Origin of the sequence: Pseudoduganella sp. (assembly GCF_041914865.1) — a bacterium.
GTDB lineage: Bacteria > Pseudomonadota > Gammaproteobacteria > Burkholderiales > Burkholderiaceae_D > Rugamonas.
Map to the genome: position 1 here is coordinate 93838 of NZ_JAYSCO010000008.1, position 24747 is coordinate 118584.

Sequence of the window (24747 nt, forward strand, 5' to 3'; positions counted from 1 at the left end):
CAGACCCTTGGGTCTGACCCAGGTTTACCGGGTTCCCGGTTCAGATCTCCTCGTACAGCGGCAGCGTCAAGAACTCCTCAAACGCCTCCGAAGTCGACATCTTCTCAAAGATCTGCGCAGCACGGTCATAAGCCGGCGTCGCCCCATCAGGCGCGGCTGCCTTCACCTTCGGCAATTCCTCAGGAATCATCGCCCGCACCATCTCCGCCGTCACCTTGCGGCCGTCCTCCAGCACGCCCTTGGACGAACGAATCCACTGCCACACCTGCGAACGCGAGATCTCCGCGGTTGCCGCATCCTCCATCAGGTTATGGATCGGCACGCAGCCGTTGCCATTCAGCCAGCTGCCCAGGTAGTGGATGCCGACGTTGATGTTGTAGCGCAGGCCCGCTTCAGTGATCGGCGCTTCCGGCTTAAAGTCCAGCAGTTCGGCCGCAGTAACTTCCACGTCTGGACGCTGCTTGGAGATCTGGTTCGGCGCATCGCCCAGCACCTTCTTGAATTCGCCCATGGCCAGTTCCACCAGGCCCGGGTGCGCCACCCAGCCGCCGTCGTAGCCATCGGTCGCATCGCGCGCCTTGTCGTTGCGCACGCCGCCCATCGCCACCTCGTTCTTTTCCGGATCGTTCTTGATCGGGATCAGCGCCGCCATACCGCCGATGGCCGGGGCATTGCGCTTGTGGCAGGTCTTCAGCAGCAGCAGCGCGTAGGCGCGCATGAACGGCGACGTCATGGTGACCTTGGCGCGGTCGGCCAGGCAGAAGTCCTTGTCCAGCTTGAATTTCTTGATGCAGCTGAAGATGTAGTCCCAGCGGCCGGCGTTCAGGCCGGAGCTGTGTTCGCGCAGTTCGTACAGGATTTCATCCATCTCGAAGGCGGCCAGGATGGTTTCGATCAGCACGGTGGCTTTGATCGTACCTTGCGGCAGGCCCAGTTCGTTCTGGGTCATCACGAAGATGTCGTTCCACAGGCGCGCTTCCAGGTGCGATTCCATCTTCGGCAGGTAGAAGAATGGACCGGCGCCGCGTGCCAGCTGCTCTTTCGCGTTGTGCACCATGAACAGCGCGAAGTCGAATATGCCGCCGGAGACGCGCTTGCCGTCCACGGTCACGTGCTTTTCGTCCAGGTGCCAGCCGCGCGGACGCACCACCAGGGTGGCGGTCTTTTCGTTCAGCTTATAGGACTTGCCGTTCTGTTCCAGCGAGATGGTCTTGCGGACGGCGTCCTGCATATTGATCTGGCCGGAGATCTGGTTATCCCAGTTCGGGGTGTTGGAATCCTCGAAATCGGTCATGTAGGAGTCGGCGCCCGAGTTCAGGGCGTTGATCACCATCTTGCGGTCGACCGGGCCGGTAATTTCCACGCGGCGGCATTCCAGCGCCTTAGGGATCGGCGCGATCTTCCAGTCACCGTTGCGGATATGCGCAGTCTCGGGCAGGAAATCCGGACGCTCGCCAGCATCCAGGCGCTTGGCGCGCTCGACGCGCTTGGCCAGCAGTTCCTGGCGGCGCGGTTCGAATTCGCGGCTCAGCTTGGCAACCAGCGCCAAGGCTTCAGGGGTCAGCACACGCTCGAAACCGGGCTTGATTTCGCCTGTGATTTGCATGCCTGCCGGCAGAGTAATGCTCATAGTCTTTCTCCGTTAGATGATTAGTGTTGTGATTTAATGTTTTCCAGTATATTGACTAAAAACATAGTGAAACAAGACTAAAACGCATATCATCTGTGCGTTTTAGTCACAAATGAGCTAGCATGGATCAATTCAAGCAAATTTCCACCTTTGTCGAGGTGGTCAACCGCGGCAGCCTCTCAGCGGCGGCGCGCGCGGAAGGCATCGCCCCAGCCGTGATCGGGCGCCGGCTCGATGCGCTGGAACACCGCCTCGGCGTCAAGCTGCTCCAGCGTACCACGCGCAAGCTGGCGCTGACGGACGAAGGCACTGCCTTCCTTGAGGATTGCCAACGCATCCTCGCCGAGCTTGAATCGGCGGAAGCTGCGGTGGCTGAGCGCAGCGCGCGCGCCACAGGGCATCTGCTGATCTCGGCCCCGGCCGGCTTCGGCCGCCAACACGTGGCGCCACTGATCCCCTCCTTTGTAGCGGAGCATCGTGACGTCACGGTGACACTGAACCTGAACGACCGCGTGGTGGATTTGATTGGCGAAGGGGTGGATGTGGCGATCCGCATCGCGTCGCTATCGGATTCCAACCTGGTGAGCATGAAGCTGGCGGACAACCACCGCGTGGTGGTGGGCACGCCGGCCTACCTGAAGCGGCACGGCGTGCCGAAAACGCTGGAGGACCTGGCGCGGCACAACTGCATGACCATCAGCAGCGAAGGCAGCCAGCGCGGATGGACCTTCCGCCAGGGCGACAAAAACGTGACGCTGAAGATCTCGGGGAATATGAGCTGCAACGACGGCGCGGTGCTGCACGATTGGGTGCTGGCCGGCAAAGGCCTGGCCTGGCGCTCAATGTGGGAAGTGGGCGCCGATATCGAGGCGGGCCGCCTGCGGCCTGTGCTGGAGCAGTATTCGGCGCCGGGCAACGACATTTACGCCGTGTTCGCCCAGCGGCGCCATCTGCCGTTGCGCATCCGCGCCTTCGTCGATTTCCTGCGCCGCACCTACGCCCAGCCCGGCTACTTCCACCGCCGCTGACCACGGGCCCCGGTGTATGGGCAAAAAAAAATCCTCGGATTCCGAGGATTTTTTATCGTTTGATCCGGTCTCGATTACAGAGGCTGGATGTTCGACGCCTGCTTGCCTTTTGGGCCGGAGGTCACGTCGAAGGATACGCGTTGGTTCTCCTGCAGCGACTTGAAGCCGGTGCTCTGGATAGCCGAGAAGTGAGCAAACAGATCTTCGCCGCCTTCGTCAGGGGTGATGAAACCAAAACCCTTAGCGTCGTTGAACCATTTTACGATACCAGTTGCCATTACAATTCCTATTACAGTTAAATGAGCTTGCGCCCGTGATATCGTTTGAACCCAGTAACCTGAATCAAAACGATCCCGCATTATACCGAAATACCTGTTAAAAACACGTGAGTAAGAAAATATATTCACGTTTGTTCCAACAGCTCTCGTACATGTGTATGTAACTATAGACAAGATTTATCAAACTTGTTTGATAAATATCAATCGTGCGCAGCAAACTTTTCGCGGCGAAAATCCTTGTCGGCCCATTGCAACAGGGCTTGCACGGCAGTTTCAATACCGTCCCAGGGAGCGCCGCTTTCCATCACACCGCGTACCATCTGTTCGATGCGGCGCGCTTCGTCGCCCAGGGCGTGCAGGCCGAATGAACCGGCAGAGCCAGCCACACTGTGCAGTGCATGGTGGAGCTGTTCGACATTGGCGGGGGTGCGGCCGGCCTCGACGCACAGCGTGAGGCCGTCACGGATGGCCGCCATGCGTTCGGGAACGCTGGCGGCGTACTTGTCGCGCAGGGCTTGCAGCCGATCCTGGAAAGCGGGGTCGACTGGCGTAGCCATGGCTTACTTGGTGCCGAAAATACGGTCGCCTGCGTCGCCCAGGCCGGGGATGATGTAGGCGTGCTCGTTCAGGTGGGAGTCGAGCGAGGCGCAGAAGATCCTCACGTTCGGGTGCGACTTCTGGAACACTTCAATGCCTTCCGGTGCCGCGACCAGGGCCAGGAAGATGATCTGGTCGTCGCTGACGCCGCGCTTTTTCAGCACATCCACGGCGTGCACGGCGGAATTGCCGGTTGCCACCATCGGGTCGCACAGGATGAAGGTGCGGTCGGCCAGGTCCGGCAGGCGGACCAGGTATTCCACCGGCTGGTGGGTGTCCGGGTCGCGGAACACGCCGATATGGCCAACGCGCGCCGATGGCACCAGGTTCAGCAGGCCATCGCTCATGCCGACGCCGGCACGCAGGATAGGCACCACAGCCAGCTTGCGGCCGGCGATCACCGGGGCCTGGATGGTTTGCAGCGGGGTTTCGATCTCGCGCGTGGTCAGCGGCAGGTCACGGGTGATTTCGTAGCCCATGAGCAGGGTGATCTCTTTCAGCAGCTCGCGGAAAGTGCGCGTGGACGTCGATTTGTCGCGCATGTGGCTGAGCTTGTGCTGGATCAGCGGGTGGTCGGTGATGAACAGGTTCGGAAAGCGCGGATCTTGTTTCATATATTTATTGAATGGAATCAGTTTGTAGGCGGCATTATCCCAGCCTCAGGCATTTTCGACCAGCGCCCGCTGTAGAATGGCTTCACAGTTAGTGCCTGCCGGCAACCTTCCGTAAGCGCCGCCCGGTTCGCGCGCCAGCCGCGTGGCGACGAAGGCGGAGCTGACAAAGGCTGGCGCGTAGCGCAGCAGCAGCCCGGCCTGGATCGCCAGCACCAGGCGCTCGGCAAGCAGGCGCGCGCCGTATTCGTCCTCGCGCGCTTGCGGCAGGTCGGCCAGCAGCTGGCTGGTGAAGCGCACATACTCGGGGTCGGCGTGGCTGCCCTCCCCCAGTTCCGCGGCCAGCACTTCCTGCGCCTGGCTCGATTTCGACAGCGCACGCAGCAGGTCCAGGCACATCACGTTGCCGGAGCCTTCCCAGATCGAATTCACCGGCAGCTCGCGGTACAGGCGCGCCAGCGAACTCTCTTCCACGTAGCCGCTGCCGCCCAGTACTTCCATCGCTTCGGCGCCGAAGCCGGGGCCGCGTTTGCAGATCCAGTATTTGCCGGCCGGCGTCAGCAGGCGCGCCAGCAGCGCCTCCGACGGATTGTCGGGGTGGTCGAAGCAGCGCGCCAGGCGCATGGCGAAGACGGTGGCCGCTTCCGATTCGAGCGCCAGGTCGGCCAGCACATTCTGCATCAGGGGTTGCTCGGCCAGCGGTTTGCCGAAGGCGCTGCGGCGGCGCGCGTGGTGCAGCGCCTGCGTCAGGGCGGCGCGCATGATGCCTGCCGTGCCCAGCACGCAGTCGAGGCGGGTGTGGTTGCCCATTTCCAGGATAGTGGGCACGCCGCGCCCCAGCGCGCCCAGCTGCCAGCCATAAGCACCGGTGAACTCGACTTCGGAGGAGGCGTTGGATTTGTTGCCGAGCTTGTCCTTCAGGCGCTGCACGCGCACCTGGTTGCGCGTGCCGTCCGGCAGGAAGCGCGGCACCAGGAAGCAGGTCAGGCCTTCGCCATCGACCTGGCCCAGCACCAGGTGGGCGTCGCATTGCGGCGCGGAGAAGAACCATTTGTGGCCGGTCAGGCGGTACACGGGTTCGCTGTCGGCGCCGAACAGTGCGCGCGCTTCGCTGGCTGGCACGGCTTCGGCGCGCGTGGTGTTGGTGCGCAGGTCGGAGCCGCCCTGCTTTTCCGTCATGCCCATGCCGATCAGGGCGCCGCGCTTCTGCTCGATGGGCAGCGGGCTCGGGTCGTAGACGCGCGACAGGATCTTGGGCAGCCAGCGCGCTGCCAGCCCGGGGCTCTGGCGCAGCGCCGGGACGCTGGCGTAGGTCATGGTGACCGGGCATTGCGAGCCATTCTCCACCTGCCCGAACAGGATGTAGCGCGCGGCGCGCGCCACCTGGGCGCCATGGTGCGGGTGCTTGCCTTCCCACGGCGAAGCATGGGCGCCCGAAGCAATCAGCTTTTCCATCAACTGGTGCCAGGCGGGATGGAATTCGATCTCGTCGATACGGCGGCCGCTGCGGTCGAAATTGTTCAGGACAGGCGGGTGCGCATTAGCTTGCCGCGCCAGTTGCTGCATGGCCGAGGTGCCCAGTTCCGCGCCCAGTTCCATGAGCGAGGCCATGGCATACGCCCCGCCTTCACGCTCCAGCGCTTCACGCAAGGCGCTGTCGCAGGTGAACAGGTTCACGTTCTCGAACGGTGCAACCTGGTTGAAAACCTCGTGCGTGTCGAAACGGTTCATTTCGCTCTCCTCGGCTTCCTCTGTAACGCGAGGCTAGCGCAAACTTTCAAAGGTAGCAAGGTGCAGCAGTGCGGAAATATTGCTTAATAAAGCATCAAATTTCCGTCAATCTAAACCGAAACTGATCTGGGGCAACAAATTTCCTAAAAACATGCACTAATGTTGTCGTTTTTCATGTAAAACATGAGCTTTAAGTGTTACATTTCTCTCTGGTTACGACCTGAAAGAAAGAATCGAGCGCAACAATGCTTTCCAGCTCCCCAACAGTGCCCTTACCGACGTCGCATCATGAGGCCAATATCCTGCTTGAGGAAGCTGGCGATGTCGTGTTCCGGCTCAACCTGATGGGGCAAATCCTGTTTGCCAGCCAGCGCAGCATCAACCTGCTCGGCAATGGCAGGGAACTCGAAGGCCTGCCTTTCCTGGCCCTGGTCTGCGACCTCGATCACGCGGCGCTGAAGTCCGCCCTCTCCGAATCCATCCAGGCGCGCGGCGCCAACCGTGCGGAAGTCCGCCTCAAGACGCCCGACCAGGAAATCTGTTTCGAACTGCGCGTCAGCAGCTACACCACCGGCAACAAGGCCTATGAGCTGCTGGTGGTCGGGCGCGACATGACGGCGCAGCATGCGACCGAAGAGCGGCTGCGCCACATGGCCACCCACGATGGCCTGACCGAACTGCCGAACCGCCTGCTGCTGACGGACCGCCTGCGCATGACCATCGCCCAGGCGCGCCGTTCCGGCCAGGGCTTCGCGGTGGCGACCATTGGCCTGGACAGCTTCAAGAAAGTGAACGATGGCCTCGGCCATCCGGTCGGCGACGCGGTGCTGAAGATGGCGGCCGCGCGCCTGCGCAAGACTTTGCGCGACAGCGATACCCTGGCGCGGGTCGGCAGCGACGAGTTTGTCGCGGTCCTGCCCGGCACCTACAACGAGGCCCAGATCAAGCTGGTCACGGGCCGCCTGCTGGCCACGCTGCAGTCGCCGTTCGAGGTGGAGCAGCACACCATTTACGTCAGCGCCTCGCTCGGCGTGTCGGTCTATCCCGAACATGCGGAAGACGAAGTGCGCCTGGTCGCGCTGGCCGATGCGGCCATGTCGCGCGCCAAGGAAACGGGCAAGGCGCGCTGCGTGGTCTACAGCCAGCGCCAGAGCGGCCCGCCGGAGCACGACATCTCGCTCGAAGCGGCCATGTTCCAGGCCGTGCGCGAAGGCGAGTTCCTGCTGTACTACCAGCCGATCGTCAATTCCGGCACGCGCGAGATCGAGGGCTTCGAGACCCTGATGCGCTGGAAGCACCCTACCCTGGGCATGGTCCCGCCGGGGCGTTTTATCCCGATCGCGGAAACCAATGGGCTGATCAACCTGCTCGGCGCCTGGGCGCTGAAGTCGGCCTGCGTGCAGCTGAAGCAGTTCCAGGAAGTGGCCAAACGGTCGCTGTATATATCTGTTAATATCAGCCCGCGGCAGTTCCGCAACGATAAATTCCTGGATGTACTTGATGATGCGCTCGCCTTTTCCGGCCTGCCTGGTGAACAATTGGTGTTAGAAATTACTGAAGGCACGCTGATGATCGATCCGGTGCATGCCGAGATCATCCTGTCGAAAATGGCGGAGCGCAAAGCCCGCATCGCAATCGACGATTTCGGCACCGGATATTCCTCCCTGTCCTACCTGAAGCGCTTCCCGATTTCGGTACTGAAGATCGACCGCACCTTCATCCGCGACCTGCCAGGCTCGGAAAAGGACGGCGCGATCTGCAACGCCGTGCTGGACCTGGCCAAGCACCTGGACCTGTCCGTGGTGGCGGAGGGTGTGGAGACCGAAGAGCAGCTGCAGTACATTGAAAAGCGCGGCTGCCAGTACGTGCAAGGCTTCCTGACCGGCCGTCCAATGGCTGCGCACACCGCGATGGCGGCGCTGAAAGAGCGCACTTACGCGGCGCTGATGCCTGAGCACCAGGCAAACGAAGACGCGCGGCAGGTGCTGCAATGAGTGCGCTGGGCAAGCAGACCTTGGCCACCTTGTGGGAGCGCACGCGCCTGCAGGGCGATATGCCGGGCTTCGCCAAGGCGATCACGTCGATCCTCGGCGCTATGCGCGGCGAGGATGAAAAAGAATTCGATATGGCGCGCACCGTGCTGTCGGACCCGGTCCTGACGCAGAAGGTCCTGCGCCTGGCCAATAGCGGCATGTATTCCGCGTTCGGCCAGCATATCAACACCGTCAGCAAGGCCGTACTGGTGCTGGGCACCGAAGCGATCGGCCACCTGGCCCTGGGCCTGAAGCTGATTGAAGAACTTTCCGTGGTGTCGCCCGATTCCGGCCTGGCCCATATCGAAATGGAAAAGGCCGTCCTGGCCGGCATCGTGGCGCGTGAGGTTTCGGCCTCGGCCGAAAGCCGCCACGGCGAGGAAGCCGTGGTCTGCTCCATGCTGCATACGCTGGGCCGCATGATGGTGACCTTCTACATGCCGGAGCGCTGGACCGCGCTGCAGCAGGCCACCGGCGCCGGCAAGGAAGATGCGGCGGCCGAGGAGATGCTGGGACTGAGCCTGCAGGATATCGGCCGCGCAGCCGCCCTGCACTGGGGCCTGCCGGCCAACCTGATCCAAGGCATGCGCACGCTGGAACCGCCGGCGGACGACGCGCCGGTGGAAGCGCTCAGCCATGAAGACTGGGTGGCCGGCGTCTCGACCATGTCCTCCATCTGTGCTGGCGCGCTGTGGCATGACAGCGAGGAAGGCGCGGAGGAAGTGCGCCGCATCACGGCGCGCTATGCGGGCATGATCGGCGTCAGCACCGACAAGCTGGCGCAAGCCATCGAGCAAGCCAAGGTGGTGGCGGCCACCGACCTGTCGATTGCGCCGCTGTCGAAACCGGCGGAACGCCGCGCCAAGGCGCTGGCGCAGACCCGCCAGCGCGCCGCCGGCAACAATATCCTGCTCAGCGGCCTGTCCGATATGCGCGACTCGCTGGACACGGCCAGCCCCGGCCAGATGGTGTCGATCGCGCTGGAAACCGTGTTCAAGGGCCTGCAGTTCACGCGCGCCGTCGCCTTCGTGCGCAACCGGCGCGAGGGCAAGTACGCCGCCCGCATGTGCCTGGGCGAAGGCGTGCGCGAACACCTGCCGCTGATGCAGTTTGCCGATGCCTACGAGCCGAACGTGTTCCACGCGGCCCTGAGCAGCGACCGCGTGATCTTCATCGAGAATGCGGCCGACCCGAAATTCGCCGCCAAGCTGCCGGCCTGGTGGCGCGACACGCTGAGCGATGCGCGCAGCTTCGTGATCCTGCCACTCTGCTCCAACGGCCAGCCGACCGGTTTCATGTACGGCGACTGGGACGACTCCTTCCCGGCCATCCACCTCAGCCCGACCGAGTTCTCGCTGCTGAACGACATCCGGACCACGGTGATGAAGGCGGCCGAGCGGCGCCACCAGATCGACAGCGTCAACCGCGCTGCCTGATTATGCCGCGCCGGCCTGGCGCTGCCAGCGGTAGCTCAGCGCCGCCGCCAGCGCGCCCAGCGCCACCAGTCCCGACGCCACGAAATAGATCGACTGCGGGCCCGCCGCCTGCCAGGCCTGGGTCAGCCCCAGGCTGCCCGCCGTAGCCCCGATGCCATACGAAATGCTGATGTACAGGGCCTGGCCGCGCGCCTGCAAAGCGCCGCCGAACCAGCGCTGCATGGTCTGCACCGACGCCGAATGATGCAAGGCAAACGTGGCCGCATGCATCACCTGCGCCGCCACCAGCAGCACCAGCGTATGCGGGGCCGCACCGATCATGGCGAAACGCACCACGCCGAAGACGAAGCAGGCAAACATCAGCTTCTTCGCGCCCCAGCGCCTGAACAGCGGTGCCTGGAAGTAGAACAGCAGCACTTCCGCCACCACGCCCACCGACCACATCAGGCCTGTCACGGTTTTACTGTAGCCCTGCTTTTCCAGGTACAGCGAGTAGAAGGTGTAGAGCGAGCTATGGGCCGCCACCATCAGCGCGGTGGAAGCGAAGAAGGCCAGCACCTCCTTGCGGCGCAGGACCGCCAGCAAGGCCGGCGGCTTGCCGGCATGCTGCATGCGCGGCACTTCCTGCAGGCGGAAGGCGGCGCCCAGCACGCACACCAGCAGCACGGCGCAGAACCATACCAGGGCGCCGGTGCCCTGCCAGTCCATCAGGAAGGACGACAGCATCACCGTCACGATAAAGCCGATCGAGCCCCACAGGCGTATGCGGCCGTAGTATGTAAGGTCGCCGCGCATTTCCGACACCATCAGCGCCTCGCAGATCGGGCCCTGGGCGCTGGTAAACAGGTTGACCAGCACCATGGCGGCGAAGAAGTGGGCGAAGGTGGAGCCGAAGATGAAACCGGAGAACGTGACGAGCGCGGCGGCGCCGGTCAGGCGCAGCACGAACACGCGCCGTTCGGAATGGTCCGCCACATAGCCCCAGACATTGGGGCCGAAGATGCGCAGCACCTGGATTAGCGACATCAGCACGCCGATCTCGGCTACCGACATCCCCCTACCCTGGAAATACAGGCTGGCGTAGGTGGAGAAAGTACCGGCGTAAGCGTAATAACAGAAGAGGAAAAGCGCGAACCCGAAAGCCTGGGCGGGGATCACGCTTTACTGATGTCCGGCGTGGCTACATTGACGTCGCCGCATTGCGCGCGGTGCATCAGCGCGTGGTCGATCAGGACCAGGGCCAGCATCGCCTCCGCAATCGGCGTGGCGCGGATGCCGACGCAGGGGTCGTGGCGGCCGAAGGTTTCCACCATGACCGGGTTGCCATCCTTGTCGATCGAGCGGCGCGGAGTGCGGATGGAGGAAGTCGGCTTGATGGCGATCGACACGGTGATGTCCTGGCCGGTCGAAATGCCGCCCAGAACGCCGCCGGCATTGTTGCCGACGAAGCCTTGCGGGGTCAGTTCGTCGCCGTGCTCGGAACCGCGCTGCGCCACACTGTCAAAGCCGGCGCCGATCTCAACGCCCTTCACGGCGTTGATGCCCATCATGGCGTACGCGATGTCGGCATCGAGCTTGTCGTAGATAGGCTGGCCCAGGCCGACCGGCACATTGCGCGCCACCACGTCGATGCGGGCGCCGATCGAATCGCCATCCTTGCGCAGGGCATCCATATAGTCTTCCATGCGCTCGATCAGGGCCGCGTCGGAGGTGGCGGCGAAGAACGGGTTGGACGGCACGTGTTCAAAGCTCTCGAACGGCACTTCGATCTCGCCCAGCTGGCTCATGCAGCCGGCGAACTCGGTGCCGTACTTCTCTTTCAGCCACTTCTTGGCGATGGCCGCGGCGCCCACCACCGGGGCGGTCAGGCGCGCCGAGGAACGGCCACCACCGCGCGGGTCGCGCACGCCGTACTTATGCCAGTAGGTGTAGTCCGCATGGCCGGGACGGAAGCTCTCGGCGATGTTGCCGTAGTCCTTGCTGCGCTGGTCCTCATTCTTGATCAGCAGCGCGATCGGGGTGCCGGTGGTGACGCCCTGGTACACGCCCGACAGGATCTGCACCGTGTCCGGCTCCTGGCGCTGCGTGACATGGCGCGAGGTGCCCGGCTTGCGGCGGTCCAGCTCCGGCTGGATGTCCGCCTCCGACAACGCCAGGCCCGGCGGACAGCCGTCGATCACGCAGCCGATCGCTGGACCATGGGATTCGCCAAAGGTGGTAACGGTGAACAGCTTGCCAAAGGAATTGCCGGACATGATGGAGTGCGAAAGTGACTGGGGAAACTCCCCATTCTAACCGGATATGGCAAAACACGCAGGAAGTAGCTTTTTTGGCTACAACTATGGCTAAACTATCACACCGCTATTCGTTAACTCTGTGGAAAGTGTTTTAATGGTCGTTCTCAGGAACAATTCGCTATATACTAAGTTGTAAGAACACCGAGTCCCCTTGGAGAAGCGACACATGCCCCCTTCGATCACGGCGCCAGATGGCGGCCACGACGATCAGGATGATCTGGTTTTCTTAGAAGAGCATTCGGCTCAGCCAGCTCCCACCACACAGCGCAATGTCTGGCGCGTGATGATTATCGATGACGACGAAGACGTCCATTCGACGACCACGTTCGCCCTCGGCAACCTTGACATGCAGCACCGCCCACTGGAGTTTGTTCACGCCTTTTCCGCCGCCCAGGCGCGCGAGATGCTCAAGCACGAACAGGAAATCGCCGTGATCCTCCTCGACGTGGTGATGGAGCAGGATGACGCCGGTTTGCACCTGGTACGCTATATCCGCGAAACGCTGAAGCTGGCCGATGTCCGCATCATCCTGCGCACCGGGCAGCCCGGCTACGCGCCCGAGATCGACGCCATCCGCGACTTCGACATCAACGACTACAAGACCAAGTCGGAGCTGACCCGCATCAAGCTGTTCACCACGGTGACCGCCGCGATCCGATCCTATGAACAGATCCGCAACATCAACGAGAGCCGGCGCGGCCTGGCGCGCATCGTCCACGCCAGCACCGAGCTGATGGCGCTGCACGGGGTGCAGAATTTCGCCTCCGGCGTGCTGTCTCAGATCGGCGAGCTGCTTGGCCTGCCGGCGCACGGGGTGCTGTGCGTGCAGGAGTGCCCGGATGCGGGCTGCCACGAACTGGTCGTGATGGCGGCCACCGGCAACTACCACCACGTCTCCAGCGGCTCCCTGATCATGAACGAGGATGCGCGCGTGCACAAAGCCATGGAAGAATGCCTGGCGGCGCGGCGCAATGTGTACAGCGACAGCACCATCGCCCTCTACTTCGCCGGCAAGGCAAGCCGCACCTTCGTCGCCTTCCTGGACGTGGAGCGCGCCCCGAGCGCGCTGGAAGAAAGCCTGCTGGAAGTCTTCTGCAGCAACGTCGCCGTGGGCCTGGACAATGTGGAACTGGTGTCGCACCTGCATACGGCGGCCTTCTACGACAACCTGTCCAAGCTGCCCAACCGCACGCGCCTGATCGAAATCCTGGATGCCACCCTGGCCGGGCCGGCCAAGCAGGACGCGACGCTCTGCCTGGTGGACCTGGACCACTTTGCCGAAACCAACGACGCCCTGGGGCACGAGTTCGGCGACCTGCTGCTGTCGGCGGTCGCGGCGCGCCTGCAGAACAACCTGGGCAAGCAGCTGACCGTGGCGCGCATCGGCGGCGACATCTTCTGCGTGCTGGGCGATGCCGGCCAGGTCAATCCGCCGAATATCCTGGCCCTGTTCTCGACCGCCTTCAGCATCGACGGGCAGGACGTGCAGCTGTCCGCCACGCTCGGCCTAGTGCGCCTGTGCGAACACGATGGCAGCGGCGCCGATGCGCTGAAGGACGCCGACATCGCGCTGAAACGCGCCAAGAGCCAGCAACGCACCGGCCACTTCTACTTCTCGCGCAGCATGGGCGTGGAGATCCGCGAACGCGTGCGCATGATGCACGCCCTGCGCACCGGTTTCAGCCAGAACCAACTCTTTGTTGTCTACCAACCGCAGGTCGACCTGGGCACGCGCCGCCCGATGGGCGCCGAAGCGCTGCTGCGCTGGCAGACGCCGGACGGCAAGTTCGTCTCGCCCGACCGCTTCATCCCGATCGCGGAGTACTCCGGCCTGATTATCGATATCGGCGAGTGGGTGATGCGCACCGCGATGCAGGAGCTGGTCGCCTTGCGCGCCGCCGGCCACACCGAATTCACCATGTCGATCAACGTCTCGCAGGTGCAGTTCCGCCACCCGCACTTCCTCGACACGCTGCGCAACGCCCTGCACGACACCGGCGCGCCGCCCGAGTATGTGGAGCTGGAAATCACCGAATCGATGGCGATGGAAGAACCGGACATGCTGATCAAGATGCTGGCGCAGATCAAGCAGACCGGCGTCACGATTGCGATCGACGATTTCGGCACCGGCTTCTCCTCGCTGTCCTACCTGCAGCGCCTGCAGATCGACCGCCTCAAGATCGACCGCGCCTTCGTCACCGAGATCACCAACTCCGCGCGCGGCAGCAGCATTGCCGAAATGGTGGTGCAACTGGGCCGCAACCTGGGCCTGGCGGTGATCGCGGAAGGGGTGGAGGACGAACGCCAGGCGCAGATCCTGCATAACCTGGGCTGCCCGCTGGGCCAGGGCTTCCTGTTCGCCCGCCCGATGACCGGCGAAGCCCTGTCAGGCTGGCTCAGCAACGACGCGCTGGCTGGCGTCGCTTAGAAAAAATGGGGACGAAAAAATAGGGACGTACCCCATTTTTTTGAAGTTCAAAAAAATGGGGTACGTCCCTATTTTTTTGTCCCCATTTTTTTTTAGTTTTCCGACTTCTCTTCTTCCTCCGCCGGCCAGTCGCGGATGTAGGCCTTCAGCATGCGGTTTTCGAAGCTTTGGGCTTCCAGCACGGCGCGGGCGACGTCGTAGAAGGAGATCACGCCGAGCAGGGTCTTGGCGTTCATGACCGGCAGGTAGCGGGCGTGCTTTTCCAGCATGATACGGCGTACTTCATTAACTTCGGTGTCCGGGGTGACCGTGATCGGGTGGTCGTCCATGTGCTTGCGCACGGTGCCGCCGCCGACCGAACCCTGGTTCGAATGCAGGGCTTTCAGCACCTCGCGGAAAGTGAGCATGCCAACCAGGTCGCCATATTCCATCACCACCAGGGAGCCGATGTCTTTTTCGGCCATCGTGTTGGCAGCTTCCACCAGCGGCTGGTCCGGCGTGATCGTATAGAGGATGTTCCCTTTGACTTGGAGAATTTCGGAGACTTTCATTTTGGGCCGTCCTGTCCTTGGTGATTATGGTTTTATTGTAAGCCTTACCATCGAATTTAGCGTATGCCAAGTGAAAAATCCAGTTTTGGATTAATCAAGACGCAACAGTATTCATAGTATAAATAACACGATAGCATGTAGGACATGACCAAGCCAAACTATCCCTGTTTCGACACCCTCGCCCTGCATGCCGGCACAACGCCCGATCCCGCCACCGGCAGCCGCGCGGTCCCCATCCATTTCACCTCGTCCTTTGCCTTCCGCGATTCGGACCATGCGGCGGCTCTGTTCAATATGGAACGCGCCGGCCATGTCTATTCGCGCATCTCCAACCCGACCAATGCGGTGCTGGAGGAGCGCATGGCGGCGCTGGAAGGCGGCGTGGCGGGTATCGCTACCGCCAGCGGGCAAGCGGCCATGCACCTGGGCCTGGCGACCATCGCCGGCGCCGGCTCGCACATCGTGTCGTCGCGTGCGCTGTACGGCGGTTCGCATAACCTGCTCGGCTACACGCTGCGCCGTTTCGGCATCGAGACCACTTTTGTCGATCCGCGCGACCCGGATGCCTGGCGCGCGGCCATCCGCCCCAACACCAAGGTGCTGTTCGGCGAGACGCTGGGCAATCCCGGGCTCGACGTGCTGGATATCCCGGCCATCGCAGCCATTGCGCACGAGGCGCACCTGCCCTTGATGGTCGATGCGACCTTCACCACGCCCTACCTGCTACGGCCTTTCGAGCATGGCGCCGACCTGGTATTCCACTCGGCCACCAAGTTCCTGTGCGGCCATGGCACGGCCATCGGCGGCGTGCTGGTCGATGGCGGCACCTTCGACTGGCAGGCCGCCTACAACGCCACCGGCCGCTTCGCCGAGCTGTGCGAACCCTATGACGGTTTCCACGGCATGGTCTTTGCCGAGGAATCGACGGTGGCGCCGTTTGCGCTGCGCGCGCGGCGCGAGGGCCTGCGCGACTTTGGCGCGGCCATGAGCCCGCACAATGCCTTTGCCATCCTGCAGGGAATCGAAACGCTGGGCGTGCGGATGGAGCGCCACGTGGCGAACACGCGCCGGGTGGCGCAGTTCCTGGCGGCCCATCCGGCGGTGGAATCGGTGGTCTATCCCGAACTCGACACGCATCCGGACCATGCGCTGGCCGCGCGCCTGCTGCCCAAAGGCGCGGGCGCGGTGCTGTCCTTCACGCTCAAGGGCGACCGCGCGGCCGGCAAGCGCTTTGTCGACAGCCTGAAAGTGTTCTCGCACCTGGCCAACGTGGGCGATGCCCGTTCCCTGGTGATCCACCCTGCTTCCACCACCCACTTCCGGGTACCGGCCGCGCAGCTGGCGGCGTCCGGCATTGCGGAAGGCACAATGCGCCTGTCGGTCGGGCTGGAGGATGCCGACGATTTGCTGGAAGACCTGGCGCGCGGGCTCAAAGCTTCGCAGAAAGGGGCTTGAGCATGATGTTCGGCGATGCTTACTGCTACACGGGCGGCAAGGTTTTCGATCCGGCGCTGCCGGCCGTGGTGTTCATCCACGGGGCGCAGAACGACCATTCGGTGTGGGCGCTGCAGTCGCGCTACCTGGCGCACCACGGCTTCGGCGTGCTGGCGGTGGACCTGCCGGGGCATGGGCGCAGCGCCGGCCCGGCCAGGCGCAGCGTCGAGGAGATGGCGGCCTGGCTGCTGTCGGTGCTGGATGCGGCCGGAGCCCGGCAGGCGGCCCTGGTTGGGCACAGCATGGGCTCATTGATCGCACTGGAGGCGGCACAACAGGCGCCGGAGCGGATTACGCGCCTGGCGCTGCTGGGCTGCACCTATCCAATGAAGGTGTCGGACGCTTTGCTGGACGCGGCCCTGCACGCGGAGGGCGACGCGATCGACATGGTCAATATCTGGTCGCACAGTTCGATGGCGCAGAAACCGTCCTGCCCGGGGCCGGGCTTTTCGGTCATGGGCATGTCGAAGCGGCTGATGGAGCGCATCTCGGCGCAGGGCGAGCCGGGGCTGTTCCATACCGACTTCACCGCCTGCAACGCCTATGCCAACGGCGATGCGGCGGCGGCCAGCGTACGCTGCCCGGTGCAGTTCATCTTTGGCGGCAAGGACATGATGACGCCGCCGCGCAGCACCAAGGCGCTGCTGGCGGCGCTGCCGGGGGCGCAAACCGTTACCGTCGATGCCGGCCACCAGATGATGGCCGAGCAGCCGGACGCCGTGCTGGACGCGCTGGCGGCCTTCCTGCGTTGAGGCGTGGCCGCGTCAGGCGGCCGCGAAATGTTCGGCCAGGCTGACGCCGAGTCCCGATTCGACCGCCGTTTCCACCTGGCGCGCCAGGATGGCGGCATCGCGACTGGCGGCGCGGTCGAGTTCATCGTCCGAATCGGACAGCACGCCGGCGTTCAGCGACATGCCGCCAAAGACAAACAGGCGGTACACGTCGGCCACGGTGACCTTGTTGACGTTGGCCAGCAGCACCCAGTTGTCGGCCCCTTCGCTGACACGCTTGCCGAACTGCACGCGCGGCGGCGGCTTGATCTTCACCTTGGCCACCCAGCCCGGCGCCAGCATCCGCTCCAGCAGCGCATCCATTTCGTCGAAGCCGAGGCGCGTGCGCCCGCGCATCTCGGCGGCGCTGACCGCGGCGTTGTCGCCCCGCTCGCGCGCTTCATGCAGTACGCGCAGCACGGCCATGGCATCGACAAACTCGCCGCCCGGCACCGCCTCGTGCCACCAGCGCTCGTACTTCACCACCGGCAGGGCCGCAGTGAGCAAGGCGCCCAACAGGGTAATCAGCCAGGAGACGTAGATCCACAGCAGGAACAGCGGCAAGGCCGCCAGCGCGCCGTAGATTTTGGAATAGGTCGGCACCTGGGTGATGAAGACGGCAAAACCGCGCTTGGCCAACTCAAACGCCACCGCCGCCAGCGCGCCGCCGCACAGCGCATCGCGCCAGTCCACCATCCTGTTCGGTACGACAATATAGAGCAGCGTGAACGCCACTGTCGTCAGCAGTATCGACAGCAGGGTATAGAAGACGGGCCCCGTCACGGCGCCAATCAGGTCGCTGGTGGCGTCGAAGATATGGGCGGACAGCGACAGCGAGACGCCCACCAGCAGCGGCCCCAGGGTCACCAGGGCCCAGTACACCAGCACCCGCCGCACCAGCCGGCGCTCGTTCTTGACGCGCCAGATGCGGTTGAAGGCGCGCTCGATCATGCTCAGCATCGCCACGGAGGTCAGCACCAGCATCACCGCGCCCACCGCCGACAACCTTGTTGCCTTGGAGGCAAACATGGTCAGGTAGCTCAGGATGGTGTTGGAAATCGCCTTCGGCATCACGCTCTTGATGAAATACGCTTCCAGCGCGGTGCGGAAGGTGTTGAACATCGGGAAAGTCGTGAAAATAGCCAGCGCAATGGTCAGCACCGGCACCAGGGCGAACACGGTGGTGAAGGTCAGGCCGCCGGCCACCTGGGGCAGGCTTTCCTCGCGCAGCCGGCGCCGGCCAAACTGCACCAGGTCGCGCAACTCACTCCAGGACAGGGCGCGCAGCTCGGCCACGCCACGGGTGCAGGCGCGCGCAACATTGGAATATAGGGATTTTAAAACCATCTGTTATTGTTGTTGATCTTTATGCTACTCGGTAAAGGGCCATATAATAGCGCTGATGAACCGAACTAACCTCACAATTCTTGTTTTGTATTATTCCCGGCACGGCTCCGTGCGCAAACTGGCGGAACTTATTGCCCAGGGCATCGAGTCGGTACCCGGTTGCGACGCCCGCCTGCGCACCGTGCCCGCCGTGTCCACGGTGACGGAAGCGACGGAGCCGGAAGTGCCGCTGGAGGGCGCGCCGTATGTCGAGTTGCAGGACCTGGAGGATTGCGCGGCGCTGGCGCTGGGCTCCCCTACCCGCTTCGGCAATATGGCGGCGGCGATGAAGTATTTTTGGGACGGCACGTCGGCGCAATGGCTGTCCGGCACCCTGTCCGGCAAACCGGCCTGCGTGTTCACCTCGACCGGCAGCCAGCATGGCGGCCAGGAGTCGACGCTGCTGACGATGATGGTGCCGTTGCTGCACCATGGCATGATGGTGATGGGTTTGCCTTATACCCATCCGGAGTTGATGACGACCAGCAGCGGCGGCTCGCCGTACGGCGCCACCCATTGGTCGGGATTGGACGGAAAAAAACCGATCACGGAAGATGAGAAACGCCTGGCGCTCGCAATGGGACGCCGGCTGGCCGAAGCGGCCGTCAAGCTGCGGGGATAATCATGAACAGCACCAAACACAAATTTTTCCATTGGGGCGCCATCGGCAGCCTGGTCTTGCTGATCGGCTGGTGCGTGGCTTGGGAAATGTGGATCGCGCCGCTGAAACCGGGCGGTTCGTGGATGGTGCTGAAAGCCGTGCCCCTGCTGTTCCCGCTGCTGGGCGTGATCAAGCGCGATATCTATACGCTGCAGTGGACGTCCATGATGATCCTGCTGTACTTCACCGAAGGCGTGGTGCGCGGCTGGAGCGACAAAGCCATGCCGTGGCTGGGCTGGGGCGAAGCAGCCATCGTCGTGGTCTACTTCCTGTGCGCCATCCTTTACGTGCAGCCGTATAAGAAGGCGGCCAAACAGGCCGCCAAGGAACTGCTGGAAAAGGTCAACACCAGCAAGACCAAATAGCCATGGATAGCCAGGCTTTCCTCGCCGCCTGCCGCGCCCTGCTGGGCGAAGTGCACGTCATCGCCGACGAGGCGGGCATGGCGCCCTACCTGCGCGACCAGCGCGGGCGCTTTACCGGGCGCGCGCTGGCTGTGCTGCGGCCCGCCAATACCGAACAGGTGGCCGCCACCGTGCGGCTGTGCGCGCAGGCGCTGGTGCCGATCGTGCCGCAGGGCGGCAATACCGGCCTGGTGCTGGGCAGCGTGCCGGACGCCAGCGGGCGCGCCGTGGTGCTGTCGCTGGCGCGAATGCAGGCGATCCGCCAGGTCGATGCGGTCAACCGCACCATCACCGTGGATGCCGGCGCGATCCTGCAGCATGTGCAGGAAGCGGCGGCCGTCCAGGGCTGCCTGTTCCCCCTCTCGCTGGCGGCCGAAGGCAGCTGCACCATCGGCGGCAACCTGTCGACCAATGCCGGCGGCACCGCCGTCCTGCGCTATGGGAACACGCGTGAGCTGTGCCTGGGCCTGGAGGTGGTGACGGCGCAGGGTGAGATCTGGAACGGCCTGCGCGGGCTGCGCAAGGACAACACCGGCTACGACCTGCGCGACCTGTTCATCGGCGCCGAAGGCACGCTAGGCATCATTACCGGCGCGGTGCTCAAGCTGTATCCCCAGCCGAAGGCATGCGTCACCGCGCTGGCGGCCGTGGATTCGCCGGCGCAGGCCCTGCGCCTGCTGTCCATCATGCAGGACCATTGCGCGGCCAGCCTGACCGGCTTCGAATTAATGTCGGCCTACTGCCTGCAGCTGGTGGCGCGCCATTTCCCGGCCCTGCAGCAGCCGTTGGCCGGCAGCCACCGCCAGTATGCCCTGCTGGAGCTGTCCAGCAGCGAGTCGGCGCAGCATGCGGCCGGGCTGCTGGAGCGCGCGCTGGGCGCGGCGCTGGCGGAGGGCGTGGTGCAGGACGCGGCGGTAGCCGCCTCGGAGGCTCAGTCGCAGGGCCTGTGGCGCCTGCGCGAACATATCCCGCTGGCGCAGGCGGCGGACGGCAAGAACATCAAGCACGATATTTCGCTGCCGGTGTCCTCGATTGCCGATTTCATCGCGGCCACCGAACCGCGGCTGCAGGCGGCGTTCCCGGGCTGCCAGCTGGTGTGCTTCGGCCACCTGGGCGACGGCAACCTGCATTTCAACGTGGCGCCGCCGCCCGGCGTGATGAACGAAGACTTCCTGCACAGCCAGGAGGCGGTCAACCGTGTGGTGCACGATGCGGTCGCCGCATTCGGCGGCTCGATCTCGGCCGAACACGGGATTGGCGCTTTGAAGCGCGACGAACTGGCGCGGTATAAATCGCCGGTGGAACTGAGCCTGATGCGTGCGATAAAAGCCGCACTTGATCCGCTGGGCTTGATGAATCCGGGAAAAATCCTATGAAACCCCTGCCCTTGCTGCTGTTGGCGATGGCCCTTCCTGCCGGGGCGCAAGCCCTGCACAAGTGCACCGTCGACGGCAAAACCAGCTACTCGCAGCAGCCATGCGAGAAAGGCGTCGCCGCCACGATCGCCGTGCCGCCCGCACCGGCGCCCGATCCGGCCGCCGCGGCCGACCTGAAACGCCAGGCGCGCGAGGCCAACAAGCTCGCCAGCGAACGCCGCAAGCGCGAAGCGCGCGAGGAGCGCGAGGCGCTGGCGGAGGCGCGCGCCGTCGCCAGCCACAATAAGAAGTGCAAGAAGCTGCAGCTGCAGCAGAAATGGGCGGAGGAGGACGCGCGCGGCGCAACGCTGCAGAACCTGGAGCGTTCAAAACAAAAGGCCAGGCGCGCGGCCGAAGTCGTCCAGCTGGAATGCGGCGGCTGACCAGCTGGCTGGCGCTGGGCGAGTGGCGCGCGCACCCGGTGCGGGCGCTGACGGCCATGGCGGCCATTGCCATCGGCGTTGCGCTGGGCTTTGCCATCCACCTGGTGAATGCGGCGGCGCTGAACGAGTTTTCCAGCGCCATCCGCAGCCTGTCCGGACAGGCCGATATCCAGGTGGGCGGCACCGAGCCGACCTTTGACGAGGCGATCTACCCGGAGCTGGCGCAATTGCCGGAGGTGGCGGTCGCTTCGCCGGTCCTGGAACTGGAGGCGCCGCTGCCCGGTGGGCGGCATGCGCTGCGCATTATCGGGCTGGACGTGTTCCGCGCCGGTTTCATTACCCCGGACCTGATCGGCGCCGCCGCCGACGACAAGCCTTACGATACGCTGGCGGACGACGCCATTTTCCTGTCCCCGGCCGCCATGCAGTGGCTCAAGGTGCAGGCCGGCGCCACGCTGCCGCTGGCTGGCGACAGCGCCGCGCCGCCGTTGCGCGTGGCGGGGTCTTTGCAGCGGACCCGCGTCGGGCAGCGCTTTGCGGTGATGGACATCGGCACCGCCCAGTGGCATTTCCAGCGCCTGGGCAAACTGTCGCGCGTCGACCTTAAGCTGCGCGACGGCGTCGACCGCGGCGCCTTTGAGCGCGCGCTGGAAGCCCGCCTCGCGCGCCAGTACCCCGGCCGCTTCCGCGTCGGCCAGCCGAACGACGCCGACCAGGAGAGCCGCAACACGGGCCTGAGCCGGGCTTACCGGGTCAACCTGAGCGTGCTGGCGCTGGTGGCCTTGTTCACCGGGGCCTTCCTGGTGTTTTCCTCGCAAGCCCTGTCGGTCCTGCGCCGGCGCAGCGAATTCGCGCTGCTGCGCGTGCTGGGACTGGAACGCCGGCAGCTGCTGCGCCAGGTGCTGATGGAGGGGGCGCTGCTGGGCAGCATCGGCTCCGCGCTCGGCATTGCGGGCGGCTATGGCCTGGCAGCGGCGGTCCTGCGCCTGTTCGGCGGCGACCTCGGGGCCGGCTATTTCGCCGGCGTCCAGCCCACGGTGCAGTGGGCGCCGCTGGCCGCGCTGCTGTACTTCGGCCTCGGCCTGGGCGTGGCGCTGCTGGGCGGGCTGGCGCCGGCCTTCGATGCGGCGCGCGCACGGCCCGCAGTCGCCCTCAAGGCCGGCACCGACGAAACCGCCTTGCGCCCGTTGGCGCGGCCGTGGCCCGGGCTGGCCTGCCTGGCCCTGGCGGGCGGCATGGCGTTTGCGCCGCCGGTGTACGAGCTGCCGCTGTTCGGCTATTTGTCGATTGCCTTGCTGCTGGTCGGCGCCATCGCCCTGATGCCGCGCCTGTCCGGCCTGGCCTTCCGCACCCTGGCGCGGCTGGGCCGCCACGGTGGCGGCACGGTGCGCGCGCTGGCGCTCACGCGGCTTGCCAATGCGTCCGGCCAGGCCGGCATTGCACTGGGCGGCGTGCTGGCGAGCTTCAGCCTGATGGTGGCGATGGCGATCATGGTGGCGAGTTTCCGCACCTCGGTGGACGAATGGGTGCTGCGCATCCTGCCGGCCGACGTGTATGCCCGCAGCAACGCGGCCGGTGGCGCGGGCGGCGGGCTGTCGCCGGGCCAGCAGGACGCCCTGCGCGCAGTGCCAGGCGCGGCGCGTGTCGAATTCATGCGCGTCCGTTCCGTCTCGCTGGCGCCGGACCGGCCGAATATCGCGGTGCTGGCGCGCGACATCGCGCCGGACGATCCGGGCAGCGCCATGGTGCTGGTCGGCGAGCCCCTGGCGGCGCAACAGGGCGGTGGCGCGCTGCCGCCAGCCTGGGTTTCCGAGGCGATGGCCGACCTGTACGCGCTGCAGCCCGGCGCCACGCTGCGCCTGCCGCTGGACGGCCAGCTGCGGGATTTCCAGGTGGCCGGCATCTGGCGCGACTATGCGCGGGCGGCAGGCGCCGCCATCATCCGCCGCAGCGACTACATCGCCATGACCGGCGACCGCCAGGCGGCCGATGCCGCGATCTGGCTGTCCAAGGGCGCCAGCGCCGCGCAGGTGCTGGATGGCATACGCGCCCTGCCCTTCGGCGCCACGCTGGAAACCAGCGTGCCGTCGGAAATCCGCAACCTGACGCTGAAAATCTTCGACCGCAGCTTTGCCGTCACCTACCTGCTGGAAGGCATCGCCATCGTCATCGGCCTGTTCGGCGTGGCAGCCACCTTCTCGGCGCAGACGCTGGCGCGCAGCCGCGAGTTCGGCATGCTGCGCCATGTCGGCGTCACGCGCCGGCAGGTGCTGGGCATACTGGCGCTGGAAGGCGGCGCCCTCACCACGCTCGGCATCCTGGCCGGCTTCGCCCTGGGCTGGGTGATCAGCCTGGTGCTGGTGCACGTGATTAACCCGCAATCGTTCCACTGGAGCATGCAGATGCACTATCCCTGGCCGCTGCTGGCCACCGTGGCGGCAGCCCTGCTGCTCTCGGCCACCGCCACCGCCCTGCTCGCAGGCCGGCAGGCCCTGTCGACGGGCCCGATCCGGGCCGTCCGGGAGGACTGGTGATGCGCCGCCTGCATTTCCTGGGCTGCCTGTTTTGCCTGTTCCTGCTGCAGGCGTGGCCGGCACGGGCGGCGGAATTCACGCCGGTGCGCCCCGGCGTGCAGCTGCAGTTCCCGCGCGACTACGGCGCCCACCCCGGCTTCAAGACCGAGTGGTGGTACGCCACCGGCTGGCTTGCCACGCAGGACGGGCGCCAGCTTGGCTACCAGGTCACGTTTTTCCGCAGCGGCACCGGCCATGGCCGCGACAATCCGAGCCGGTTCGCGCCGAAAGACATCATCGTGGCCCACGTCGCCCTGTCGGACCCCGCCCAGGGCAAGCTGCTGCACGACCAGCGCACGGCGCGCGCCGGCTTCGGCCTGGCCGGCGCCGCCACGGAAGACACCGACGTCCGGCTGGACAGCTGGCGCATGCGGCGCGGCAGCGACGGCAATTATCAGATCGACATTGACGCCGCCGAATTCACGCTCAAGCTGCAGCTGGCGCCCACCCAGCCCGTCCTGCTGCAGGGCGACGCCGGCTTTTCGCGCAAGGGCCCGCGCCCCGAACAGGCAAGTTATTACTATAGCAAGCCCCAGCTGCGCACCAGCGGCACGCTGGCCCGCCGTGGCGCGCCGGCGCAGGCGGTGCAAGGCAGCACCTGGCTCGATCACGAATGGTCAAGCGAAGTGCTGGATCCGGCTGCCGCGGGCTGGGACTGGGTCGGCGTCAACCTGGCCGACGGCGGCGCACTCATGGCATTCCAGATCAGGGACCGCCGAGGTGGTAAACTATGGGCCCACGCGACATGGCGCGACGCATCCGGTAAGATCACGCACTATTCGCAGGACCAGGTCAGTTTTACCCCGCAAGAGCGCTGGCGGTCGCCGCGCACGCATGCCGAGTATCCCGTTGCCACCCTGATCACCACCGGCCCCGAACAGTGGCTGGCCAGCCCCTTGCAGCAGGACCAGGAGCTGGATTCGCGCCGCTCGACCGGCGCCGTGTACTGGGAGGGCGCGATTACGGTGAGCCGGGGCGGCAAGCCCGCTGGGCGCGGCTACCTGGAGATGACGGGCTATGTCCGTCCGATAAAACTTTGAA

Annotated in this window: 21 protein-coding genes; 12 read left to right on the top strand and 9 right to left on the bottom strand. The window is 64.8% G+C overall.

Features of this window, described 5'->3' with window-relative positions; genetic code table 11:
- Positions 1 to 40 precede the first annotated feature (40 nt).
- A complete protein-coding gene (gene aceB / locus ACE3TQ_RS06085; RefSeq protein WP_374581080.1) occupies positions 41 to 1630 on the bottom strand; it encodes a malate synthase A in 1590 nt (529 codons plus the stop codon).
- A 122-nt stretch (positions 1631 to 1752) separates the two neighbouring features.
- Between aceB and ACE3TQ_RS06090 the strand changes: the two genes are divergently transcribed.
- Positions 1753 to 2658 (top strand): LysR family transcriptional regulator, encoded by a 906-nt coding sequence (locus ACE3TQ_RS06090; protein ID WP_374581081.1) that lies wholly within the window; start codon positions 1753 to 1755, stop codon positions 2656 to 2658.
- A gap of 74 nt (positions 2659 to 2732) precedes the next feature.
- Here ACE3TQ_RS06090 and ACE3TQ_RS06095 read toward each other — a convergent pair whose 3' ends face one another.
- From ACE3TQ_RS06095 to ACE3TQ_RS06110, 4 genes are all read right to left on the bottom strand, one after another.
- Positions 2733 to 2936, bottom strand: a complete 204-nt coding sequence (locus tag ACE3TQ_RS06095; protein ID WP_130314543.1) for a cold-shock protein — start codon at positions 2934 to 2936, stop codon at positions 2733 to 2735.
- 200 nt (positions 2937 to 3136) lie between these two features.
- On the bottom strand, positions 3137 to 3493 hold the full coding sequence (locus tag ACE3TQ_RS06100) for an Hpt domain-containing protein (protein WP_374581083.1): 357 nt from the start codon (positions 3491 to 3493) through the stop codon (positions 3137 to 3139).
- 3 nt (positions 3494 to 3496) lie between these two features.
- On the bottom strand, positions 3497 to 4147 hold the full coding sequence (gene upp, locus ACE3TQ_RS06105; protein WP_374581084.1) for a uracil phosphoribosyltransferase: 651 nt from the start codon (positions 4145 to 4147) through the stop codon (positions 3497 to 3499).
- A 45-nt stretch (positions 4148 to 4192) separates the two neighbouring features.
- Complete coding sequence (locus ACE3TQ_RS06110) at positions 4193 to 5875, bottom strand: isovaleryl-CoA dehydrogenase (RefSeq protein WP_374581085.1); 1683 nt, start codon at positions 5873 to 5875, stop codon at positions 4193 to 4195.
- A 245-nt stretch (positions 5876 to 6120) separates the two neighbouring features.
- Between ACE3TQ_RS06110 and ACE3TQ_RS06115 the strand changes: the two genes are divergently transcribed.
- Entirely contained in the window at positions 6121 to 7869 is a 1749-nt protein-coding gene (locus tag ACE3TQ_RS06115) for a putative bifunctional diguanylate cyclase/phosphodiesterase (protein WP_374581086.1), read from the top strand.
- On the top strand, positions 7866 to 9344 hold the full coding sequence (locus tag ACE3TQ_RS06120) for an HDOD domain-containing protein (RefSeq protein ID WP_374581087.1): 1479 nt from the start codon (positions 7866 to 7868) through the stop codon (positions 9342 to 9344). The genes ACE3TQ_RS06115 and ACE3TQ_RS06120 overlap by 4 nt, the downstream gene beginning before the upstream one ends.
- Here ACE3TQ_RS06120 and ACE3TQ_RS06125 read toward each other — a convergent pair whose 3' ends face one another.
- Positions 9345 to 10502, bottom strand: a complete 1158-nt coding sequence (locus ACE3TQ_RS06125; RefSeq protein ID WP_374581088.1) for an MFS transporter — start codon at positions 10500 to 10502, stop codon at positions 9345 to 9347. It lies immediately after the preceding gene.
- Positions 10499 to 11599, bottom strand: a complete 1101-nt coding sequence (aroC, locus tag ACE3TQ_RS06130; RefSeq protein ID WP_374581089.1) for a chorismate synthase — start codon at positions 11597 to 11599, stop codon at positions 10499 to 10501. Before aroC ends, ACE3TQ_RS06125 begins: the two co-directional genes overlap by 4 nt.
- Before the next feature lie 208 nt (positions 11600 to 11807).
- On the opposite strand from aroC, the gene ACE3TQ_RS06135 reads away from it, so the two are divergent.
- Positions 11808 to 14069 (top strand): EAL domain-containing protein, encoded by a 2262-nt coding sequence (locus ACE3TQ_RS06135; protein ID WP_374581090.1) that lies wholly within the window; start codon positions 11808 to 11810, stop codon positions 14067 to 14069.
- A 92-nt stretch (positions 14070 to 14161) separates the two neighbouring features.
- Here ACE3TQ_RS06135 and ACE3TQ_RS06140 read toward each other — a convergent pair whose 3' ends face one another.
- Entirely contained in the window at positions 14162 to 14620 is a 459-nt protein-coding gene (locus tag ACE3TQ_RS06140; RefSeq protein ID WP_342114631.1) for a CBS domain-containing protein, read from the bottom strand.
- A gap of 144 nt (positions 14621 to 14764) precedes the next feature.
- Here ACE3TQ_RS06140 and ACE3TQ_RS06145 point away from each other — a divergent pair, with 144 nt between their 5' ends.
- On the top strand, positions 14765 to 16075 hold the full coding sequence (locus ACE3TQ_RS06145; protein WP_374581091.1) for an O-acetylhomoserine aminocarboxypropyltransferase: 1311 nt from the start codon (positions 14765 to 14767) through the stop codon (positions 16073 to 16075).
- A 2-nt stretch (positions 16076 to 16077) separates the two neighbouring features.
- Positions 16078 to 16866: an alpha/beta fold hydrolase gene (locus tag ACE3TQ_RS06150; RefSeq protein WP_374581092.1), complete on the top strand. Its 789-nt coding sequence runs from the start codon at positions 16078 to 16080 to the stop codon at positions 16864 to 16866.
- Positions 16867 to 16878: 12 nt separating this feature from the next.
- Here ACE3TQ_RS06150 and ACE3TQ_RS06155 read toward each other — a convergent pair whose 3' ends face one another.
- Positions 16879 to 18231 carry a YihY family inner membrane protein gene (locus ACE3TQ_RS06155; protein ID WP_374581093.1) on the bottom strand — a complete coding sequence of 451 codons (1353 nt, stop codon included), beginning with the start codon at positions 18229 to 18231 and terminating at the stop codon, positions 16879 to 16881.
- A gap of 55 nt (positions 18232 to 18286) precedes the next feature.
- On the opposite strand from ACE3TQ_RS06155, the gene wrbA reads away from it, so the two are divergent.
- From wrbA to ACE3TQ_RS06185, 6 genes are read left to right on the top strand one after another with little or no spacing between them, the layout of a single operon-like run.
- Positions 18287 to 18892: an NAD(P)H:quinone oxidoreductase gene (wrbA, locus tag ACE3TQ_RS06160; protein WP_374581094.1), complete on the top strand. Its 606-nt coding sequence runs from the start codon at positions 18287 to 18289 to the stop codon at positions 18890 to 18892.
- 2 nt (positions 18893 to 18894) lie between these two features.
- Positions 18895 to 19296, top strand: coding sequence for a DUF2069 domain-containing protein (locus tag ACE3TQ_RS06165; RefSeq protein ID WP_374581095.1), 402 nt, complete (start codon positions 18895 to 18897; stop codon positions 19294 to 19296).
- A 2-nt stretch (positions 19297 to 19298) separates the two neighbouring features.
- On the top strand, positions 19299 to 20711 hold the full coding sequence (locus ACE3TQ_RS06170; RefSeq protein ID WP_374581098.1) for an FAD-binding oxidoreductase: 1413 nt from the start codon (positions 19299 to 19301) through the stop codon (positions 20709 to 20711).
- The gene (locus ACE3TQ_RS06175) at positions 20708 to 21133 is read left to right on the top strand and encodes a DUF4124 domain-containing protein (RefSeq protein WP_374581099.1); all 426 of its coding nucleotides are present in this window, start codon (positions 20708 to 20710) and stop codon (positions 21131 to 21133) included. The genes ACE3TQ_RS06170 and ACE3TQ_RS06175 overlap by 4 nt, the downstream gene beginning before the upstream one ends.
- The gene (locus ACE3TQ_RS06180) at positions 21121 to 23667 is read left to right on the top strand and encodes an FtsX-like permease family protein (protein ID WP_374581101.1); all 2547 of its coding nucleotides are present in this window, start codon (positions 21121 to 21123) and stop codon (positions 23665 to 23667) included. The genes ACE3TQ_RS06175 and ACE3TQ_RS06180 overlap by 13 nt, the downstream gene beginning before the upstream one ends.
- Positions 23667 to 24746, top strand: a complete 1080-nt coding sequence (locus ACE3TQ_RS06185; protein ID WP_374581102.1) for a lipocalin-like domain-containing protein — start codon at positions 23667 to 23669, stop codon at positions 24744 to 24746. The genes ACE3TQ_RS06180 and ACE3TQ_RS06185 overlap by 1 nt, the downstream gene beginning before the upstream one ends.
- Position 24747 lies beyond the last annotated feature (1 nt).

Excerpts from the sequence above, each read along its gene's own strand:
- aceB (WP_374581080.1), bottom strand. The coding sequence starts at position 1,630 with ATGAGCATTACTCTGCCGGCAGGCATGCAAATCACAGGCGAAATCAAG.
- ACE3TQ_RS06090 (WP_374581081.1), top strand. The coding sequence starts at position 1,753 with ATGGATCAATTCAAGCAAATTTCCACCTTTGTCGAGGTGGTCAACCGC.
- ACE3TQ_RS06095 (WP_130314543.1), bottom strand. The coding sequence starts at position 2,936 with ATGGCAACTGGTATCGTAAAATGGTTCAACGACGCTAAGGGTTTTGGT.
- ACE3TQ_RS06100 (WP_374581083.1), bottom strand. The coding sequence starts at position 3,493 with ATGGCTACGCCAGTCGACCCCGCTTTCCAGGATCGGCTGCAAGCCCTG.
- upp (WP_374581084.1), bottom strand. The coding sequence starts at position 4,147 with ATGAAACAAGATCCGCGCTTTCCGAACCTGTTCATCACCGACCACCCG.
- ACE3TQ_RS06110 (WP_374581085.1), bottom strand. The coding sequence starts at position 5,875 with ATGAACCGTTTCGACACGCACGAGGTTTTCAACCAGGTTGCACCGTTC.
- ACE3TQ_RS06115 (WP_374581086.1), top strand. The coding sequence starts at position 6,121 with ATGCTTTCCAGCTCCCCAACAGTGCCCTTACCGACGTCGCATCATGAG.
- ACE3TQ_RS06120 (WP_374581087.1), top strand. The coding sequence starts at position 7,866 with ATGAGTGCGCTGGGCAAGCAGACCTTGGCCACCTTGTGGGAGCGCACG.
- aroC (WP_374581089.1), bottom strand. The coding sequence starts at position 11,599 with ATGTCCGGCAATTCCTTTGGCAAGCTGTTCACCGTTACCACCTTTGGC.
- ACE3TQ_RS06135 (WP_374581090.1), top strand. The coding sequence starts at position 11,808 with ATGCCCCCTTCGATCACGGCGCCAGATGGCGGCCACGACGATCAGGAT.
- ACE3TQ_RS06140 (WP_342114631.1), bottom strand. The coding sequence starts at position 14,620 with ATGAAAGTCTCCGAAATTCTCCAAGTCAAAGGGAACATCCTCTATACG.
- ACE3TQ_RS06145 (WP_374581091.1), top strand. The coding sequence starts at position 14,765 with ATGACCAAGCCAAACTATCCCTGTTTCGACACCCTCGCCCTGCATGCC.
- ACE3TQ_RS06150 (WP_374581092.1), top strand. The coding sequence starts at position 16,078 with ATGATGTTCGGCGATGCTTACTGCTACACGGGCGGCAAGGTTTTCGAT.
- ACE3TQ_RS06155 (WP_374581093.1), bottom strand. The coding sequence starts at position 18,231 with ATGGTTTTAAAATCCCTATATTCCAATGTTGCGCGCGCCTGCACCCGT.
- wrbA (WP_374581094.1), top strand. The coding sequence starts at position 18,287 with ATGAACCGAACTAACCTCACAATTCTTGTTTTGTATTATTCCCGGCAC.
- ACE3TQ_RS06165 (WP_374581095.1), top strand. The coding sequence starts at position 18,895 with ATGAACAGCACCAAACACAAATTTTTCCATTGGGGCGCCATCGGCAGC.
- ACE3TQ_RS06170 (WP_374581098.1), top strand. The coding sequence starts at position 19,299 with ATGGATAGCCAGGCTTTCCTCGCCGCCTGCCGCGCCCTGCTGGGCGAA.
- ACE3TQ_RS06175 (WP_374581099.1), top strand. The coding sequence starts at position 20,708 with ATGAAACCCCTGCCCTTGCTGCTGTTGGCGATGGCCCTTCCTGCCGGG.
- ACE3TQ_RS06180 (WP_374581101.1), top strand. The coding sequence starts at position 21,121 with ATGCGGCGGCTGACCAGCTGGCTGGCGCTGGGCGAGTGGCGCGCGCAC.
- ACE3TQ_RS06185 (WP_374581102.1), top strand. The coding sequence starts at position 23,667 with ATGCGCCGCCTGCATTTCCTGGGCTGCCTGTTTTGCCTGTTCCTGCTG.